Annotated in this window: 15 protein-coding genes; 8 read left to right on the top strand and 7 right to left on the bottom strand. The window is 71.0% G+C overall.

Annotation, left to right across the window (positions count from 1 at the left end):
- Positions 1-98 precede the first annotated feature (98 nt).
- Together CDO52_RS14505 and CDO52_RS14500 are read left to right on the top strand one after the other, a co-directional pair.
- Positions 99-1,085 (top strand): GntR family transcriptional regulator, encoded by a 987-nt coding sequence (locus CDO52_RS14505; protein WP_094932452.1) that lies wholly within the window; start codon positions 99-101, stop codon positions 1,083-1,085.
- Positions 1,086-1,344: 259 nt separating this feature from the next.
- The gene (locus tag CDO52_RS14500) at positions 1,345-1,944 is read left to right on the top strand and encodes a hypothetical protein (protein WP_017618893.1); all 600 of its coding nucleotides are present in this window, start codon (positions 1,345-1,347) and stop codon (positions 1,942-1,944) included.
- A 24-nt stretch (positions 1,945-1,968) separates the two neighbouring features.
- Here CDO52_RS14500 and CDO52_RS14495 read toward each other — a convergent pair whose 3' ends face one another.
- The 4 genes from CDO52_RS14495 to CDO52_RS14480 form a co-directional block, all read right to left on the bottom strand.
- Positions 1,969-2,565: a dihydrofolate reductase family protein gene (locus CDO52_RS14495; RefSeq protein WP_017618892.1), complete on the bottom strand. Its 597-nt coding sequence runs from the start codon at positions 2,563-2,565 to the stop codon at positions 1,969-1,971.
- Between the two features lie 152 nt (positions 2,566-2,717).
- Positions 2,718-4,265, bottom strand: coding sequence for an amidase (locus CDO52_RS14490; RefSeq protein WP_017618891.1), 1,548 nt, complete (start codon positions 4,263-4,265; stop codon positions 2,718-2,720).
- A gap of 151 nt (positions 4,266-4,416) precedes the next feature.
- Complete coding sequence (locus tag CDO52_RS14485; protein ID WP_017618890.1) at positions 4,417-5,268, bottom strand: phytanoyl-CoA dioxygenase family protein; 852 nt, start codon at positions 5,266-5,268, stop codon at positions 4,417-4,419.
- 127 nt (positions 5,269-5,395) lie between these two features.
- Positions 5,396-6,325 carry an oxidoreductase gene (locus CDO52_RS14480; RefSeq protein ID WP_026125833.1) on the bottom strand — a complete coding sequence of 310 codons (930 nt, stop codon included), beginning with the start codon at positions 6,323-6,325 and terminating at the stop codon, positions 5,396-5,398.
- Positions 6,326-7,005: 680 nt separating this feature from the next.
- On the opposite strand from CDO52_RS14480, the gene CDO52_RS14475 reads away from it, so the two are divergent.
- Positions 7,006-7,962, top strand: coding sequence for a bile acid:sodium symporter family protein (locus tag CDO52_RS14475; RefSeq protein WP_094932451.1), 957 nt, complete (start codon positions 7,006-7,008; stop codon positions 7,960-7,962).
- A 60-nt stretch (positions 7,963-8,022) separates the two neighbouring features.
- Here CDO52_RS14475 and speB read toward each other — a convergent pair whose 3' ends face one another.
- The gene (speB, locus tag CDO52_RS14470; RefSeq protein ID WP_017618887.1) at positions 8,023-8,988 is read right to left on the bottom strand and encodes an agmatinase; all 966 of its coding nucleotides are present in this window, start codon (positions 8,986-8,988) and stop codon (positions 8,023-8,025) included.
- A 191-nt stretch (positions 8,989-9,179) separates the two neighbouring features.
- Here speB and CDO52_RS14465 point away from each other — a divergent pair, with 191 nt between their 5' ends.
- Positions 9,180-10,748 carry a PucR family transcriptional regulator gene (locus tag CDO52_RS14465; protein ID WP_017618886.1) on the top strand — a complete coding sequence of 523 codons (1,569 nt, stop codon included), beginning with the start codon at positions 9,180-9,182 and terminating at the stop codon, positions 10,746-10,748.
- A 127-nt stretch (positions 10,749-10,875) separates the two neighbouring features.
- On the opposite strand, the gene CDO52_RS14460 is transcribed toward CDO52_RS14465, so the two are convergent.
- Positions 10,876-11,583, bottom strand: a complete 708-nt coding sequence (locus CDO52_RS14460; protein WP_051060760.1) for a TetR/AcrR family transcriptional regulator — start codon at positions 11,581-11,583, stop codon at positions 10,876-10,878.
- Positions 11,584-11,785: 202 nt separating this feature from the next.
- Here CDO52_RS14460 and CDO52_RS14455 point away from each other — a divergent pair, with 202 nt between their 5' ends.
- A complete protein-coding gene (locus CDO52_RS14455) occupies positions 11,786-13,093 on the top strand; it encodes an MFS transporter (RefSeq protein WP_026125831.1) in 1,308 nt (435 codons plus the stop codon).
- A 9-nt stretch (positions 13,094-13,102) separates the two neighbouring features.
- Here CDO52_RS14455 and CDO52_RS14450 read toward each other — a convergent pair whose 3' ends face one another.
- On the bottom strand, positions 13,103-14,362 hold the full coding sequence (locus CDO52_RS14450; protein WP_017618883.1) for a GTP-binding protein: 1,260 nt from the start codon (positions 14,360-14,362) through the stop codon (positions 13,103-13,105).
- Between the two features lie 208 nt (positions 14,363-14,570).
- On the opposite strand from CDO52_RS14450, the gene CDO52_RS14445 reads away from it, so the two are divergent.
- The 3 genes from CDO52_RS14445 (at position 14,571) to CDO52_RS14435 (ending at position 16,884) form a co-directional block, all read left to right on the top strand.
- On the top strand, positions 14,571-14,981 hold the full coding sequence (locus tag CDO52_RS14445; protein ID WP_017618882.1) for a DUF6153 family protein: 411 nt from the start codon (positions 14,571-14,573) through the stop codon (positions 14,979-14,981).
- Between the two features lie 58 nt (positions 14,982-15,039).
- Positions 15,040-15,939 carry a F510_1955 family glycosylhydrolase gene (locus CDO52_RS14440; protein ID WP_017618881.1) on the top strand — a complete coding sequence of 300 codons (900 nt, stop codon included), beginning with the start codon at positions 15,040-15,042 and terminating at the stop codon, positions 15,937-15,939.
- A gap of 177 nt (positions 15,940-16,116) precedes the next feature.
- Positions 16,117-16,884, top strand: a complete 768-nt coding sequence (locus CDO52_RS14435; RefSeq protein ID WP_094932450.1) for an ABC transporter ATP-binding protein — start codon at positions 16,117-16,119, stop codon at positions 16,882-16,884.
- The last annotated feature ends 4 nt before the right edge of the window (positions 16,885-16,888 follow it).

Genomic DNA, 16,888 nt, shown 5'->3' with positions numbered 1-16,888 from the left:
AGTCCATCATCAGAGAAGACCACTGTTTTACTATGAGGGAAGCGGTCGTATCAGATCGCTCCCCCGACACCTCCTGTACTAGAACAGGAAGCCATAGCGTGACCACAGCACCGGAACCGCCCTACCAGCGCATCGCGGCCGAGATCCGCCGTCGTATCGCCGATGGCGAGCTGGCGCCGGGCCAGCGTGTGCCCTCGACCCGTCGGATCGCCGAGGAGTGGGGCGTGGCGCTCGCCACGGCCGCCAGGGCACTGACGTCGCTGCGGCATGACGGCACTGTGGAGACGATCCCCCGCGTCGGCACCGTGGTCGCACCATCGGCTGCTCGAACCACGCCCCAGGCGTCCCACCGGTCCCGCGCGGCAGATACCCCGAAACGCCCCGCGGAGGAGGACCGGGACAGCCGTCAGGACCGGCAGCTGTCGCGAGAGCGCATCGTCGACATCGCCATCGAGATCGCCGATACCGAGGGACTGGCGGCGCTGTCCATGCGCGACATCGCGGCCCGGCTCGGTGTCGCCGCCATGACCCCCTACCGCTACGTGGGCAGCAAGGACGACCTGATCCTGCTGATGGCCGACGCGGCGTTCGGCGAGGCGACCTACCCGCCGGACGCCCCCGCCGAATGGCGGCCCCGGCTGGAGCTGTGCGCCCGGACGATGTGGCGGCTGCATCGGCGGCATCCCTGGCTCGCGCACCTCAGCCCGCTGACCCGGCCGGTCGTGCTGCCGAACCTGTTCGCGCACTCCGAGCAGGTCCTGCGCGCACTGGAGGGGCATCCGCTCTCTGCTGTGACCCGGTTCAACATCAACGTGCTGCTCTACAGCTACGTGCAGGGGCTGGCGGTCCACCTGGAGCGGGAAGCCCGGGCCGAGGTCGCCACCGGCGTGTCGGCGGCGGAGTGGACGGACGCCCAGACGCCCGCGCTGCGGGCGATCGTGTCCTCGAACGAGTACCCGGCATTCTCCCGCGCGCTGACCGAATTCTCCGAGCTCCCCGAAGGCTACGACCTCGACCTGGATACCCTCTTCGAACTGGGCCTGGGCGCTCTCCTCGACGGGTTCGCCCGCATGATCGAGCCGTAGGTCGGCCCGCATTCACCGAGCTTTCACACCGTCCCCCCGTTGACGCCTTCCCCGGAATCTGGTTGAGATAGGGACAAAACAAGCAGCTGCTTGTTAACGATCACCCCCTGCCCGTCCCCCATCCCCCACGATCACCACCGGGCGCGAGATCCCTCCCCCACCGCACCCGACCCCTCTCGGCAGGCGCGACCGTGGTCGGCCACGTGCGGCGTTCCCCGACACCAGTCCTGAGCGACCCCCGCGAACTGGGAGCACCGTCATGGAGACGACACCCCGCAAACGCTCGACCGTCTCGACCTCAGCCCTCGCCCTCACCGCCACCGGAATCCTGCTGGCCTCCCCCACAGCGGCCTACGCGGGCACGACCACCTACGACTTCCGCTGCACCCCGCCGGCGGACTACCAGGAGTACTTCCCGCCGTTCGACGCCGAAGTGACCGTGGAGCTCACCGGATCCGCCACGGCCGCCCCGGGCGCCTCCGTCGATCTCGAGGCCACCGTCACCCTCGACCCGCCCCAGGTGGCGCCGGACATCCTGGACCTCGTCGGCGGGATGGACGGCAAAGACATCACCGCGACCCTGGACGTCGCGAGCTCGGCGGGCGACGCCACCCAGGTCGACTCCCCCGGAGCCACCGCCGACCGGATCAACGGCGGCGACGTCATCAACCTCAAGCCGTTCACCGGGGCCTACACGGTCGGCGACGCGGGCACCATCGACCTCACGCCCGGTGACATGCTGATCAAGATCGACGCCCCGGTCCTCGGCCCCTTCGACACTCCGTGCGTCACACCAGAGGGCGGCACGACGGCGGGCGTCGCCCACGGCATCACCGTCGAAGCCGCCGACCAGGCATAAGGCCGCCGGGACGCGCGGCCCAGACTAAACCCCACCCCTGTCTGACCCCGGCGACGACGCCCTCGCGCGCTCGTAGCGGAGCAGGACGACCCCACTGCCGAAAGCCCGGGTCTCGGCGAGCCGGAGATCGAACCGGCGCTCCGAGGCCCGGAACAGGGGCCGGCCCTCCCCGATGAGGACCGGGTGGACGTAGACGCGGTACTCGTCGATCAGGTCGTGCCGCATGAAACCGGCGGCGAGGTCGGCACCGCCGATGCCCATGTCTCCGCCCGGCCGGGCCTTGAGCGCCGTGATCTCCTCGACGTTGATCGCGCGCATGATCGTCGAGTTCCACTCGGCGTGGTCCAGCGTTCGGGAGAACACGAACTTGGGCATCTCCCGCCAGATCCCGGCGAACTCGCGCATGGGCGCGGTGCTGGCGGGGTCGGTGTCGGCGGTGGGCCAGGAACTCGCCATGAGCTCGTGGGTGACGCGGCCCTCGAGGAAGGCGCTCATGGCCCTGGCCTGCTCGTTGAAGTGGGTGTGCAGCTCGTCGTCGACCATGAGCCAGTCCAGTCGGCGGTCGGGCCCCTCGAAGTAGCCGTCGAGGGACACCGACAGCATCAGGATGATCTTTCGCATCACGGTCCTCGTCAGCACCGTCGGGGCTCAGCCTGCCGGTTCAGGATGCCACCGACCGGTCGCTCCCGCACCCAGCGCCACGGGCGAGCCACCAGGTGAGCGGGGACGTCGCTGGGAGCCCGCCCGGGTGCGGCGACAGGGCAGCCGTGCCCTCAGACGCGCGCCGCCCCGGTCGTCGGGGACGGGCCGGCGGCCTCGCCAGCAGGGAACGACACGCCTTGGGGCCGCCGGTGGGCCCAGGGGCTGGCCTCCTCCAGGCGCCCGGCCAGGCGGAGCAGCAGGCCCTCCCCTCCCGCAGGAGCGACGAACTGGACACCGAGGGGAAGCCCGTCCGGGGTCCAGTGCAGCGGGAGGGAGATCGCCGGTGCGCCGGTGAGGTTGGCCAGGAGGGTGAACGGGGTGGCGGTGAGGTTGTTCATCACTTCGGCGTTGACCAGGCCGGTCGTGGTGACGATCCGCTCGGTGCGGGTGCGCACGAGGACCCGTTCGGCGGCGCGCAGCCAGGCGGGCGGGTCGAGGCGGCCGATGGGGACCGGTGGCCCGGCGATCGTCGGGGTGAGGAGCAGGTCGTAGCGGCCGTGGAAGTCGGCCAGCGCACGGATGTGCTCGTTCCAGTGATCGTGGCAGCGCACGTAGGAGGAGGCGTTCATCGACCGTCCCATGGCGGCCAGCATGAGGCTGTCGGGCTCGAAGGCGTCCTCGCCGCATCCGGTCTGCGCCTTGATCCCATCCACCAGGGCCGCCATGGAGCCGTACCAGAGGGTCAGGAAGTCCTCGGTGAGCGCACGGCCGTCGATGTCCGGTTCGGCCTGCTCGACGTCATGGCCCAGCCCTTCGAGGAGCGCGGCGGCGGCGCGGACGGCGGCCACGGCCTCGGGGTGGACCGTCGTGCCCAGAGGGGACCGCTCGGTGAAGCCGATGCGCAGCCGCCCGGGGTCGCGGGCGACCTCGTCGCGGTAGGGGCGCTCGGGCGCGGCGATGGGGTAGGGCGAGGTGGGCTCGGGCCCGGCCATGGCGTCGAGCAGGGCGGCGCTGTCGCGCACCGTGCGGGTGACGACGCCGTTGACGGCGGCGCCGTGCATCGGCTCGCCCATGACCGGTCCGAAGGGCACCCGGCCGCGGCCCGCTTTGAGGCCGACCAGCCCGCAGCAGGCGGCGGGGATGCGGATCGATCCGCCGCCGTCGTTGGCCCCGGCGGCGGGGACGATCCCGGCCGCGACCGCGGCGGCCGATCCGCCGGAGGAACCGCCCGGTGTGCGGGCGACGTTCCAGGGGTTGCGGGTGGCACCGAACGCCTGGGGCTCGGTGATGCCTTTCGCGCCGAACTCGGGGAGGTTGGTCTTGCCGAAGGGGATCAGCCCGGCGTCCAACCAGCGGCGGACGATCTCGGCGTGGTGGGGCGCGGGGAAGTTGCGCATCGCACGGCTGCCCATGGAGGTCGGCACGCCGGCGTAGTCCTGGAACAGGTCCTTGAGGAGAAAGGGGACGCCGGGGAACGGAGCGTCGTCGGGGAAGGAGGGAGCGGAGGCGCGGCGGCGTGCCTCCTCGTACATGGGCCGGATGATCGCGTTGAGACGGGGGTTGACCTCGTCGGCCCGGGCGATCGCGGCCTCCAGTACGTCGACGGGCGATACTTCGCCGTCGCGAACCAGGGCCGCGAGTCCGACCGCGTCGTGCGCCAGGTACTCATCGACTCGCATGTGCGGACGCTAGCACTGGATTGCAACCGGTTCTACGACGCCATTCTGCTTTTTCTCCTCGTATTGAATTCAACTTTGCGAACCGACGAGCGCATGTCGACGGCGACGCCGGTCCGGTTCTCGGGGAACCGGGACCGGGTCGGGGTGATTCTCAGGTGGTCTCCCACGGGCCGAGGGACGGCTCTCGTCCCAGCCCGCGCAGTACCGCCAGTTCGACCGGGGAGAAGCGCCCGTTGGGTCGGCCGAGGGCCAGCTGGTTGACGGGCTGCAGCGGCGGCTGGGCCATGAAGCGGGGTCGGCTGCCGGTGTGCCGCTGGGCTGCGTGCACCAGGAACGGGTGGCACAGGTAGACGTCTCCGGCACGGCCGGTGGCCGAGACGACCGGGCGGTGCTCCGTCTCCTTGGCGGCGTGCACGTTGGCGCCCTCTTCGCCGTACGGTTCGAGGAGCGGGGGCACGTCGAGGTGGGAGCCGACACGGATGCGGGTGGGAGCGTCGTCCTCGCCGACATCGGAGAACAGGAACAGCATGAGCAGAGCCCGCCCGCGGGAACGCAGGTTGCAGCGGTAGTCGGAGAAGTCGATCGTGGTCCAGTCGAACGTGGACCAGTCGACGCCTTCCTTGGCCAGCCGCTCCAGCTCGGGGTGCCATCCGGCGTCGATGTGCCAGCCGTCGTCCCCGGGGTCGTCGGGGTGCGGGAAGCGCACAGGGAAGGTGCCCAGGGTGCCGCGTTCACACCAGCGGCCCGGGCCGACCAGCTGGTTGAAGGCGGAATGCAGGCGCGGGGTGTTCGCGGCGAGCTCGAAGGGCCGCTGATGGAATTGGTCCAGTCGGACCACAGGTTCGGTCCAGGTCGTCGGGTCGTCGGGGTCTTTGCCGGTGGCCGCCCACAGGTACGCGCGCCCTTCGTCGGCGAGCTCCCGGGGAAACGCCTCTTCGAGGTGGACGAACCCGTCGGAGATGAACCGCTCGACCTGCTCGTCGGTCAGGGCGGGGGTGTGCATACGCGGAACGTCCTTTTCACGGTGATCGGGAATGTCGAACTTGTCCGATCATGCGGATCACCGCAGCGACTGTCCACGTATTTTTTCCTGGCGCCCGCGTGGCCTCGCGGTCGGCGAGGTCGCCGCGTCAGTTCCAGGCATAGGTGACGCCGGTGAGTTCCTCGGACAGGTCCCAGAGGCGGGCGGCATCCGCGTGGTCGCGGGCCGCCCGGCTGCGTCGGCAGAAGCGGGGCGCGCCGCGGACACCGAAGAAGCCGGTCGGGCCGATGTAGGCGTCGCCCGGCACCGAGGGGTCGACGGCCGCGCGGACCGTCGGCAGCGCGCCCGCCAGTTCGCTCTGACCGACGATGCCGACGGAGCGCACCATGAGTTCGCCGATTCTGGCGCGCCCCTCCAAGGTGGGGCCGACCGCGGAGAGGTTGGTCGTGGCCACGCCGGGGTGAGAGGCGGACGAACGCAGATTCGTCCCCGCACGCTCGGCGCGGCGGTGCAGTTCCCCGCTGAAGAGCAGGTTGGCGAGCTTGGAGCGGTTGTAGGCACCCCATTTGCGGTAGCGGTCGGGGGCATGGGGCGTTCCGAAGTCGATCCGGCCCAGCTGGTGCAGGCCGCTGCTGACGGTGACCACGCGCGGGGCGTCGGCCGCCAGGAGACGCGGGAGCAGGAGGCCGGTCAGCGCGAAGTGCCCGAGGTGGTTGGTGCCGAACTGCATCTCGAAGCCGTCGGCGGTCGTGCGGTGGGGCAGGGCCATGACGCCCGCGTTGTTGATCAGCAGGTCCACGCGTTCCGCGGACAGGGTCGTGGCGAAGCCGCGGACGGAGGCGAGGCTGGCCAGGTCGAGGCGCGCGAGTTCGGCCTTGGCCCCGGGGACCTCGGAGCGGAGGCGGTCCAGCGCCTGACCCCCGCGTTCGGGGTCCCGGCAGGCCAGCACGGTCCGGGCACCGAGCGACGCGAGGACACGGGCGGTCTCATAGCCGATCCCGCTGTTCGCACCGGTGACCACGGCGACGCGCCCGTCCTGGCGCGGGGCGTCGGACGGCCGCCAGGGGTGTTCTCGCACAGCAACCTCCACGTCGGCGCTTCCGGCCCGCAGGACCGGCGGTCCCACGCAACGATACCCATGAGTAATGATTCAATGGAAGATGTAAATGATCTCCGGGGCTGCGGCCGTGTCGTCAGTCGGAGTGGCCGGCCCGCTCCGCCACGGACGCGCATCCGCTCTGCCGCCGACCGGTACCCGACCTTCGCGGGCCGCTGTCCGCGCTCCGGAGGACGACGGGGAGTCGCACGCCCATCGGGGGCAGGACGACCCCTAGATCGGTGATGGGAGTCGGCTGGAGCGGCCCTGCCCAGCCCGGGCAGGTTTCCCGCCTCCCCGTTCGTTGATCTCGGCGATGTGCACCTAATACTCGCCGGTATTAGGTGCACATCGCCGAGATCAACGAAGGGAGCGGTGGTGTGGCGCCGTAAACGCACCGCCGGAGGCCCGCGGGCGCGCCGTCGCGCTCATGCGTCCGCTGCTCGCCTGCCGCCACCCGGCCAGGCCGAAGATCTCCCATCAACCATCTAGGGTCCGGGAACGGCCCCGTCCCTGCTGCGGGCCGCGGGCACGCACTTCCCGATGCCTGTCGACGTTCCAAGGCGATCCACGACGCGACCGAACCCGCCCCGCCCCGGCGGCCCTGCCCCCTGGCATCATGCTCTTCCACCCTCGCCATCGACATCGACGAAGGACAACGCATGGCCCTCATGATGCGGATCGCCGCGTTCGCCAGCCGGTGGTTCGCGGTGCTGATCCTGCTCGGTGCCGCCGCCGGACTCGCCGCACCCGACCAGGCGGCGCGGCTCGCCCCCGCCATTACCGTGCTCCTCGGCGTGATCATGTTCGGCATGGGCCTCACGCTGCGCGCCGCCGACTTCGCGATCGTGGCCCGGCGTCCGCAGGCCGTCCTCATGGGCGTCGCCGCCCAGTTCCTGGTGATGCCGCTGGCCGGGTACGGCATCGCGGTACTCCTGCAGCTGCCGCCGCTCCTGGTGGTCGGCATGGTGTTGGTCGGAGCGTCGCCGGGCGGGACCGCCTCGAACGTGATCGTCTACCTGGCGCGCGGTGACGTGGCGTTGTCGGTGGCGATGACGTCGATCTCGACGCTGCTCGCGCCTGTCCTGACCCCGCTGCTGGTGCTGTGGCTGGCCGGGTCGTCGCTGCCCGTGGACGCCGGTGGCCTGTTCGTGTCGATCCTGCAGATCGTGCTGGGTCCGGTAGTCGCCGGACTGATCGTGCGCGCCGTCGCCGGGGCGTTCGTGCGCCGCGTGCTGCCGCTGCTCCCGCTGCTGTCGGTCGGCGGGATCGTCGTCGTGGTCATGGCGATCGTCGGCGCCAACGCCGAGGCGGTGCTGGACACCGGGGCGCTGTTGGCACTGGCGGTCGTGGTGCACAACGCGCTCGGCCTGGCGCTGGGGTATGCCGCGGGACGGGCCGGCGGGCTGCCCGAGTCGGCGCGGCGGGCAGTCAGCATCGAGGTCGGTATGCAGAACTCGGGACTGGCAGTGGCACTGGCCGCGGCACACTTCGCCCCGCTGGCCGCCCTGCCCGGTGCTCTGTTCTCGGTGTGGCACAACATGTCGGGCTCGCTGATCGCCACGGTGTGGGCGCGGCGCGCGCTCGGCGGCGCCAAGGAGCGGGCCGCCGCCTCCTGAGCGTGCCGTCCGGTTCGTGGCCGGTCCCGTCCAGGGCCGGCCACGAACCGGCACCGCCGATCAGCCGGAGGTGCGCGCCTTGCGGGTCCGCTCCAGCGCCAGCACACTGACCAGGTCGTAGGCGACGTGGGAGGCGGCGGTCGCGGTGATCTGCGCGTGGTCGTAGGCGGGGGCGACCTCCACGACATCGGCGCCGACCAGGTTGCAGTCGGCCAGCCCGCGCAGGATCTCCAGGAGCTCGCGGCTGGTCAGACCGCCCGCCTCGGGGGTGCCGGTGCCCGGCGCGTGGGCGGGGTCGAGCACGTCGATATCCACCGAGACATACAGCGGGCGGGAGCCGATGCGCTGACGCAGCGCGTCGGTGATCTCGTCGACGCCCTTGCGCATCACGTCGGCGGCGGTGACGATGCCGAACCCGAAGCGGCGGTCGTCCTCCAGGTCCTTCTTGCCGTACAGCGGGCCGCGGATGCCGACGTGGGAGATCGCCTCGGTGTCGAGGATGCCCTCCTCGACGGCGCGCCGGAACGGCGTGCCGTGGGTGTAGGGCTCGCCGAAGTAGGTGTCCCAGGTGTCGAGGTGGGCGTCGAAGTGGAGCATGGCGATGGGGCCGTGCTGCTGGTAGAGCGAGCGCAGCAGGGGCAGCGCGATGGTGTGGTCGCCGCCGAGCGTGACCAGGCGGGTGCCCCCCTTGACGAACGCGCCCGCCGCGTCCTCGATGGTCTCGACGGCGTCGCCGATGGAGAAGGGGTTGACCGCGATATCGCCGCCGTCGGCGACCTGGAGCTCGGCGAACGGGGAGACGTCGAGGCCCGGGTGATAGGGGCGCAGCAGGCGGCTGGCCTCACGGATGGAGGCGGGGCCGAAGCGGGCGCCGGGCCGGTAGGAGACCCCGGTGTCGAACGGGACACCGACGACCGCGATGTCGGCGTGCTCGACCTGGTCGATGCGGGGAAGCCGAGCGAAGGTGGCCGGACCGGCGAAGCGCGGTACCCGGCTGGAGTCGGTGGGTCCGATCGGAGCGGTCATGTTCCTCGTTTCCTCTGTCCCGTGGTGCTCATCGTTCTCTGCGGCGGTCTGCTGCGCGCGGCGCTATCCCACTATCGGCCTCGATCGGGCGATATCAACCGGTGCGCCGAGAGCACGGTAAACACCGGATAAGCTGCGGGGAAATGGATGATCCGTCCAGTTGGCTCCGAAAAGATGGTTGGATCGCACTGTTGCCCCACGTACCACCCCGCAGCTCCACCGCGCGGACGGTCCCCCTGCGCGCGATCACCGAGCGCCGCGACCTCGGGCTCCGCACCGTCGTCGCGGCCCCGGGCACCGCACCACAGGTGCGCTGGGCGCTGGTCAGCGAGCTGGCCGACCCGGTGCCCTACCTGCGCGGCTCGGAACTGCTGCTGACGGCCGGGGTCGACATGTCCACCCGCCCCGCCGATGTGCGCGCCTATGTGGCCGGGCTGGTGCGGGCCGGGGTCGGCGCGCTCGGGTTCGGGGTGACCCCGGTCCACGACCGGCTGCCCCCGGCACTCGTCGACGAGTGCCGTGCGCAGGGGCTCCCCCTGGTGGAGGTGCCCCGCCAGACACCGTTCGTCGCGGTGAGCCAGGCGGTCGGCGAGGCCCTGGAGGAGCTGCACGTTCAGGATCTGCGCCGCATGGGCGAAGCGCACCGCGCGCTGGCGCGGGCGGTCACCGCCCCTTCGCCGGTGGAGCGCCTGGTGGGCACGTTGGCGCGGGCGCTGGGTGGCTGGGCGGCGCTGGCCGCTGAATCGGTGATCACCCGCGCCGAGCCCGTACCGCCGCTCAGCGACGAGGTGGTCGAGCTGCTGGAGAAGCTGCGTCGGCCGAGCGGGCCGCGCAGCGCCAAGGCGCGGATGGGCGAGGATGAGGTGGCCCTGCACGCCGTCGGCGGACCGGGCGGTTCCGGCGAGGTCCTGATCGTGGGCCGGACCGCCCCGCTGGATCCGACCGACCGCGCGGTGCTGGGCACCGCGGTCGCCCTGCTGGGCCTGCTCTCGCACACACGGTCGGGGGCGGAGCGCTCGCCCGGCCGGACCATCGCCCGCCTGCTCCTGGATCCCGAGCCCGGAGCCGACCTCGCCCCTGCGCTGGCCAGCCTGGCCGGACGTACCGCCGATGGCGCGTCGGCCACGGGAACGGGCACCGGCGCGGAGGCGGGGACGGCCATCAGGTTTCGGGCGCTACGCGCCCGGTGGACCGGGCGCGGACCAGCCCCGCACGCGGCGGCACTGGCCGCAGTGGCCGGAACGGAACTGGTGGATCCAGGTGAGGGCGAGCTGCGGGCCGTGCTCGCCGACCGCGGCGACGCCACCGCCCACCGCGCCGAGCTGGATCGACTGCACAGCGCGGGATGGCTGGCGGCACTGAGCGCCCCGGCGGAGCCCCGGGACCTGGCCGACGCCGACCGCACGGCCGCCGCCCTGCTGGTCCGGGCCACCGCCGTCGGATCACCACTGATCTGGCCGGACGCATCCGACCCGCTGGCCGAGGCGATCGAGCCCGACCGCGCGCGCACCGCCGCACGCACCATCCTGGGTCCGCTCGCCGACACCACCGACACCGCCCGCGGCCTGCGCACCACACTCCACACCTGGCTCGCCCGCCACGGCAACTGGGACCGCACCGCCGCCGACCTCGGCTCGCACCGCAACAGCGTGCGTTACCGCATCGGCCGCATCGAACGCGACCTCGGCGTCGACCTCGCCGATCCCGAGCAGCGCATGCGCCTGTGGTTCGCCCTGACCCGGTGGGACGCCCCGCTCTGAGGTGAGAAGCCGGACGGAGCGCGGCTGTCCCGGGGCGGCCGATCCCCCATCGCACTCATCGTGCGGACGACACCGCCCAGCACGTTGATGCGGGGCGGCGTGTGCGTGCGCGCCGGTCGTTGCCCGGTCAGTCGCTGGCGTGGCGCGGGTCCGGGATGGGACGCGTGATGGGGCGGATCGTGCCCGGAGGTGCCGCCACGGCGTGTCCGTCGCGTGCACCGCGGTCGTAATAGCGGTGTGCGCCAATGCGGGCGATCTCCATGACGCGCATGGTCAGTTCCTCGGGGGTCTCCTGGGGGTGTTCCAGGAGCCAGTCGGTGAGGGCGTCGGCGGCGCCCGCGGCTATGCGGGCGATGATTTCGGCGTCCTTCTCGGAGATGATCCGCTCGCCGCCGGGCAGTTCGGTTCCGGCGATCACCAGGGCGGTGATCTCGTCCATGACGCGGCAACGGGCCTGGGTGACCTCCTTGGAGAAGGGTTCGCCCTGGCTGCGGGCCTGCTGGTAGAGCACCTTCCAGCTTTCGCGGTTGTCGGCGACGAAGCGGAAGAACGCGCGCAGCCCCTCCCACAGCCGCTGCTCGGGCGCGACGTCGTGGCGCGCGGCGGAACGCACGGCTTCGACCAGCCGGTCGGCCTCACGGTGGATGCAGGAGGTGAACAGTCCCTCCTTGGAGCCCACGTAGATATAGACCATGGGTTTGGAGACGCCCGCCGCCTCCGCGATCTCGTCGACGCTGGCCGTGTGGTAGCCGACGCGCGAGAAGACCTGGACGGCGGCGTCGATCATCTGCTGTTCCCTGACCTGACGCGGCAACCGCTTGTGTTTGCTGACCACGGTTCCGACACTACCGAGACCGCCGATAGCCGCCCGGATGCGGACGATCACCGCATACCGCCCTCCACATGGTGTTACGCTCCGCAACAGCGCAACAGCGGCTCTTGTTCGTGTTCCGTGCCACATTTACACTCAGCTCGGGCCCGGCCCGCAGGTCCACTTCTTCGGAACGGGGACGACGTTGATACAACGCACCACCGGAATGCGAGGAAAACGAGGGCCGGAATCGCAGGTCCGCCGGGTGGCGGGGGCCAGCTTCATCGGCACGACGATCGAGTGGTACGACTTCTTCATCTACGCGACCGCCGCCCAGCTGGTGTTCGGCCAGCATTTCTTCACCGCCCTGTCCCCTGCCGCCGCGAGCCTGACCTCCGTTACCACGATCGGTGTGACGTTCGTCGTACGGCCACTGGGCGGGATCCTCATGGGCCACTTCGGCGACCGTCTGGGGCGTCGGACCATGCTTGTGCTGGCGCTGCTGCTCATGGGCGTCGCGACGGTCGGTGTCGGCCTGCTGCCCACCTACGACCAGATAGGCCTGGCCGCGCCCATCCTGCTGGTGGTCTTCCGGCTGATGCAGGGCCTGAGCGCGGGCGGCGAGTGGGGCGGGGCGGCGCTGATGGCCGTCGAGCACGCTCCGGTCCACCGGCGCGGCCTCTTCGGCGCGTTCCCGCAACTGGGCGCCCCGACCGGTCTGGTCGTGGCCAACGGCGCGTTCTTCACGGTCACCACCGTCCTGTCGGCCGACCAGTTCACGGCATGGGGCTGGCGCCTGCCGTTCCTGTTCAGCGCGGTGCTCATCATCGTGGGCCTGTTCATCCGGCTCCGGGTGAACGAGTCGCCGGAGTTCGCCCGGTTGAAGGAGCAGGAGCAGCGCTCCCGACGACCCATCACCGAGGTGCTGCGCCACCACCCCAGGACGCTCGCCGTCGCCATCGGAGTGTTCGTCGCGAATATCGGTATCGGCTACGTGTTCCTGGCGTTCATCCTCGTCCACGCCACCACCCGGCTCGGGGTCGGACAGAACACCATGCTGCTGCTGATCGTGCTCGGCGCGCTCTTCTGGATCGCGACCACGCTGTGGGCGGCGTGGCGGTCCGACGCTGTGGGGCGGCGGCCCGTCTATCTCATCGGATCGGTCTGGCTGATCGTCTGGGCCTTCCCGTTCTTCCTTCTGTTGGACACCGCCTCGGTTCCGCTGATGCTGGCCGCGGTGCTGATGCTGGCGGTCGGGCTCGGCCTGACCTACGGCCCGCAGGCCGCGTTGTACGCCGAGCTGTTCCCCGCCCGGATCCGTTACAGCGGTGCCTCGTTCGCCTACGCGGTCGCCGCGATCCTGGGCGGCGGGATCACTCCATTCGCCGCGGCCGTGCTGACGGAGTCCACCGGGACGACGATGTCGGTGTCGGCCTACATGGTGATGCTCGGCCTTATCACGCTGATCGCGGTACTGAAGATCCCCGAGACCGCCGATCAGGTGCGCGAACGGCGGCGGGAGCAACCTCAGTAGCCTTTCGGGTCAGCCGCCGGCCGGCGCGGGGTGATGGTGGTCGTGGGGGTGGGCGTGCATGCCGCGAATATCCCAGGCGGGGAAGGGGTCGGGCAGCTGTCCCCACGGCAGGGCCATCTCCGCGTCGGTGAGCAGGCAGTCCTCCAGCGCGCCGAGCAGCGTGTCACCGCGCAGCCCGGTTCCGATGAAGACGAGCTCCTGGCGCGGCGAAACGCTCTCGGCACCCTCCAGATCGTCGGCGCTGTAGCCGAGACGGGGGCCGTCGGCCGGGTCCCACACACCCGAGGGCTCGAACCGCAACACCGGCCCCGCCTGCGACCACAGCCCGGTGATCTCGGCGCGCGTCGCGAGCCAGAAGAAGCCCTTGGAACGCAGGATCGTGCCGTAGGAGCCGGAGTCCAATCCGGACTCGATGAGCTCCCACAGGCGGCCGGGGTGGAACGGCCTGTCGGAACGCAGGACCACGCTGGAGATCCCGTACTCCTCGGTCTCGGGGACATGGTCCCCGTTGAGCTCGGCCGCCCACCCCGGCGCGCGGGACGCCCGTTCCAGGTCGAACAGGTCGGCCCCGACGATGAGGCGCGGGTCGACCCGGCCGTGTTCGGCCCGCACGATCTGGGCGAGGGGGTTGAGCCGCCGCAGCACCCCCTCGACCCGGTCAAGGTCGTCGGCGCCGACGAGGTCGGTCTTGTTCACCACCAGCACGTCGGCGAATTCGACCTGGTCGATGAGCAGGTCGCTGACGGTGCGTTCGTCGCCCTCGTAGGCGTCCAGGCCCCGGGAGACGAGGTCATCGCCGAGGTCCAGTTCGCGCAGGAAGTTCACGGCGTCCACGACGGAGACCATGGTGTCGATGCGAGCGCGGTCCAACAGGCTCTGGCCGTCGTCGTCTGCGAAGGCAAAGGTCGCGGCGACCGGCATCGGCTCGGAGATGCCGCTGGACTCGATGAGGAGGTGGTCGAAGCGCCCTTCGCGGGCGAGCCGGTCGACCTCGATGAGGAGGTCGTCGCGGAGGGTGCAGCAGATGCACCCGTTGGTCATCTCGACGAGGCGCTCCTGGGTGCGGGACAGCGCACCGCCCTCCCGGACGAGTCCGGCGTCGATGTTGACCTCGCTCATGTCGTTCACGATGACAGCGACGCGCAGCCCCAGGCGGTTGTGGAGCACGTGGTTGAGCAGCGTGGTCTTGCCGGCCCCGAGGAAGCCGGAGAGGACGGTCACCGGGAGGGTGTCCGCTCCCCCGTCGACGGCCGTGCGCGCGGATTCCATGAACCCATCCTCATATTGAAAATGATTTTCGTTTGCTATGGTCGTTTCTAGCATCGCCTCCGCCGCCGTGTCGAACGAGGGGCAGGGGGAGTGTGCTGGGCCACCGCGCGTTTGTGGTCCTCTGACCAGCGCGGTGGACGCTCCCCTAGGATGAGGGGCGGTGCCCCGAGGAGGGCGCCGCCCCTACGCGTCATGAAGGCGGGGTGCGATGCCACAGACCGGGAGCCAGACCCGCCGTACCGGGCTGGCGCTGGGGATCCTCGCTCTTCTGGTGGCGTGCGTGTTCGCCGCCCACCATGAGTTCCTCCTCCCCGAGCACACCGTCCACACGGCGGCGTCTGCCGTGTCCACGCCATCGGCGGCCGCGACCGAAACGGCCCCCGGGCTCGACACGCCGAACAGCGGCACCGAAACCGTGTCCGCGCGCTCCTGCGACTCCTCGGACAGCGGCGGATGCCTCACCGCGCCGGCCGCGCTGCCGTTGCCCGCCCCCGCACTGGCTCGCTACATCCTGCTGCCACCACCCGCGCCCACTCCTGGGGGTGTCTCCGCGCCACCGGCGGGCACCGCCGAACGCGCCCCACCCGACCTGGCCGAACTGTCGATCCTGCGGATCTAGTACCGGTCCCCTTGCCCACGGACCCACCAATGGATCGACGAAAGCGGTTTCCTACATCATGTCCACCACTGCACAGCGCCTCCTCGCACCAGCGGCGCTGCTCGTTCCCGTTCTCCTGCTCAGCGCCTGCGGTACCGAGACCGATGGCGGCGACCCCGGCGGCACGGACGGCACCACCCCTCCCGGCGCGGTCGAGGGCTTCCCACTGCCCGACGACGCCGAGCACGTCCACGGCATCGTCGCCGACCCCGAGAGCGACGGCCTGCTCCTGGGCACGCACTACGGCGTCTACCGCATCACCGGCGCCGACGACGATGTCAAAGCCGAGCTGATCAGCCCGGTCATGGACTACATGGGCCTGGCCGAGGCAGGGCCCGACCGGCTGGTGGCCAGCGGCCACCCCGGCGAGGGCACCCCCGACCGGCCCAACCCGGTCGGCCTGCTGGAGTCCACCGACGGCGGGAAGACCTGGACCACCCTCTCCCGCGAGGGACAGTCGGACTTCCACGCACTCGCCGCGTCCAAGGACACGGTGATCGGTTTCGACGGCGCCCTGGTGGCGACCGACGACGGCAAGAAGTGGAGCGAACTCGACCAGAACGTCGCCGCGGTCTCGCTCGCGATCTCCGAGGACAGCACGACCGTCGTGGCCACGACCCAGGAGGGGCTGCGCCGCTCGACCGACGGCGGCACGTCCTTCACCGCCGTCGATGGCGCGCCGATGCTGGCACTGGTCGACTGGTCACAGGGCGACACGGTCGTCGGCATCGACCCGGCGGGGACGGTGCACCAAAGCGACGACGGCGGGACGACCTGGAGCGAACTCGGGTCGGTCGGGGGGCAACCCGAAGCCTTCCACGCCGGCCCCGACCACATCGCCGCCGTCGCTAACGGCATGCTCGTGGTCTCCGCTGACGGCGGCGAGTCCTTCGGGCCGCCGCAGCTGTCGGCCGACTGAGCCCATCGGACGGGATGCGTGGCGCTCACCCGCGCAAGGGTGAGCGCCACCACACGCGCCCGCCGCTGCCCCCTGAACCCGATCGATCACCACCCGCGTTAACCCTCCTGCGGCCGATTGGTCCCCATATGACCCGGCCAGCGGATCGATTCCCTACCGCGAGCAGGAGGAGCACACGTGAGCGAACACGCCACGGCCATCGCACCCGACCCCACGGCGGCCCCGCCCGTCGTGTCGGCGCACCAGCTGTCGAAGGTGTATGGGAGTGGGGACTCGGCGGTCAGGGCCCTGGACAACGTCACCGTGGAGTTCACCCGCGGCGCCTTCACCGCGATCATGGGCCCCTCCGGCTCGGGCAAATCCACCCTCATGCACGCCCTGGCCGGCCTGGACACCGTCACGTCGGGCACCGTCCACCTCGGCCGCACCGACCTCACCCAACTCAAAGACAAACAACTCACCCTGCTCCGACGCGACCGCATCGGCTTCATTTTCCAGTCCTTCAACCTGCTGCCCATGCTCACCGCCCAGCAGAACATCCTCCTGCCCGCCCAGATCGCCAAACGCGACACCGACCAGGCCCGCCTGGACCACATCATCAACGTCGTCGGCCTCCAGGACCGCCTGGACCACCTGCCCTCCAAACTCTCCGGCGGCCAGCAGCAGCGCGTGGCCGTGGCCCGCGCCCTGCTCGGCGCCCCCGAGGTCGTCTACGCCGACGAGCCCACCGGCAACCTCGACTCCCGCTCCGGCGCCGAAGTCCTGGCGTTCCTGCGCGACTCGGCCCGCGAGCTGAACCAGACCATCGTGATGGTCACCCACGACCCGGTGGCCGCCTCCTACGCCGACCGGGTCGTCTTCCTGCGCGACGGGCGCCTGGTCGACGAGGTCCACGCGCCCAGCGCCGAGGCCGTGCTGGACCGGCTCGTGAAGCTGGAGGCCTGAACCC

Origin of the sequence: Nocardiopsis gilva YIM 90087 (assembly GCF_002263495.1) — a bacterium.
Lineage (GTDB): Bacteria > Actinomycetota > Actinomycetes > Streptosporangiales > Streptosporangiaceae > Nocardiopsis_C > Nocardiopsis_C gilva.
Note: the sequence above shows the minus strand (reverse complement) of the source record. Positions and strands in the feature narration are given on the sequence as shown.

Coding starts and splice junctions, on each gene's coding strand:
- CDO52_RS14445 (WP_017618882.1), top strand. CDS start 14,571: ATGCCACAGACCGGGAGCCAGACCCGCCGTACCGGGCTGGCGCTGGGG.
- speB (WP_017618887.1), bottom strand. CDS start 8,988: ATGACCGCTCCGATCGGACCCACCGACTCCAGCCGGGTACCGCGCTTC.
- CDO52_RS14500 (WP_017618893.1), top strand. CDS start 1,345: ATGGAGACGACACCCCGCAAACGCTCGACCGTCTCGACCTCAGCCCTC.
- CDO52_RS14455 (WP_026125831.1), top strand. CDS start 11,786: ATGCGAGGAAAACGAGGGCCGGAATCGCAGGTCCGCCGGGTGGCGGGG.
- CDO52_RS14440 (WP_017618881.1), top strand. CDS start 15,040: ATGTCCACCACTGCACAGCGCCTCCTCGCACCAGCGGCGCTGCTCGTT.
- CDO52_RS14485 (WP_017618890.1), bottom strand. CDS start 5,268: ATGCACACCCCCGCCCTGACCGACGAGCAGGTCGAGCGGTTCATCTCC.
- CDO52_RS14490 (WP_017618891.1), bottom strand. CDS start 4,265: ATGCGAGTCGATGAGTACCTGGCGCACGACGCGGTCGGACTCGCGGCC.
- CDO52_RS14450 (WP_017618883.1), bottom strand. CDS start 14,362: ATGGAATCCGCGCGCACGGCCGTCGACGGGGGAGCGGACACCCTCCCG.
- CDO52_RS14475 (WP_094932451.1), top strand. CDS start 7,006: ATGGCCCTCATGATGCGGATCGCCGCGTTCGCCAGCCGGTGGTTCGCG.
- CDO52_RS14495 (WP_017618892.1), bottom strand. CDS start 2,565: ATGCGAAAGATCATCCTGATGCTGTCGGTGTCCCTCGACGGCTACTTC.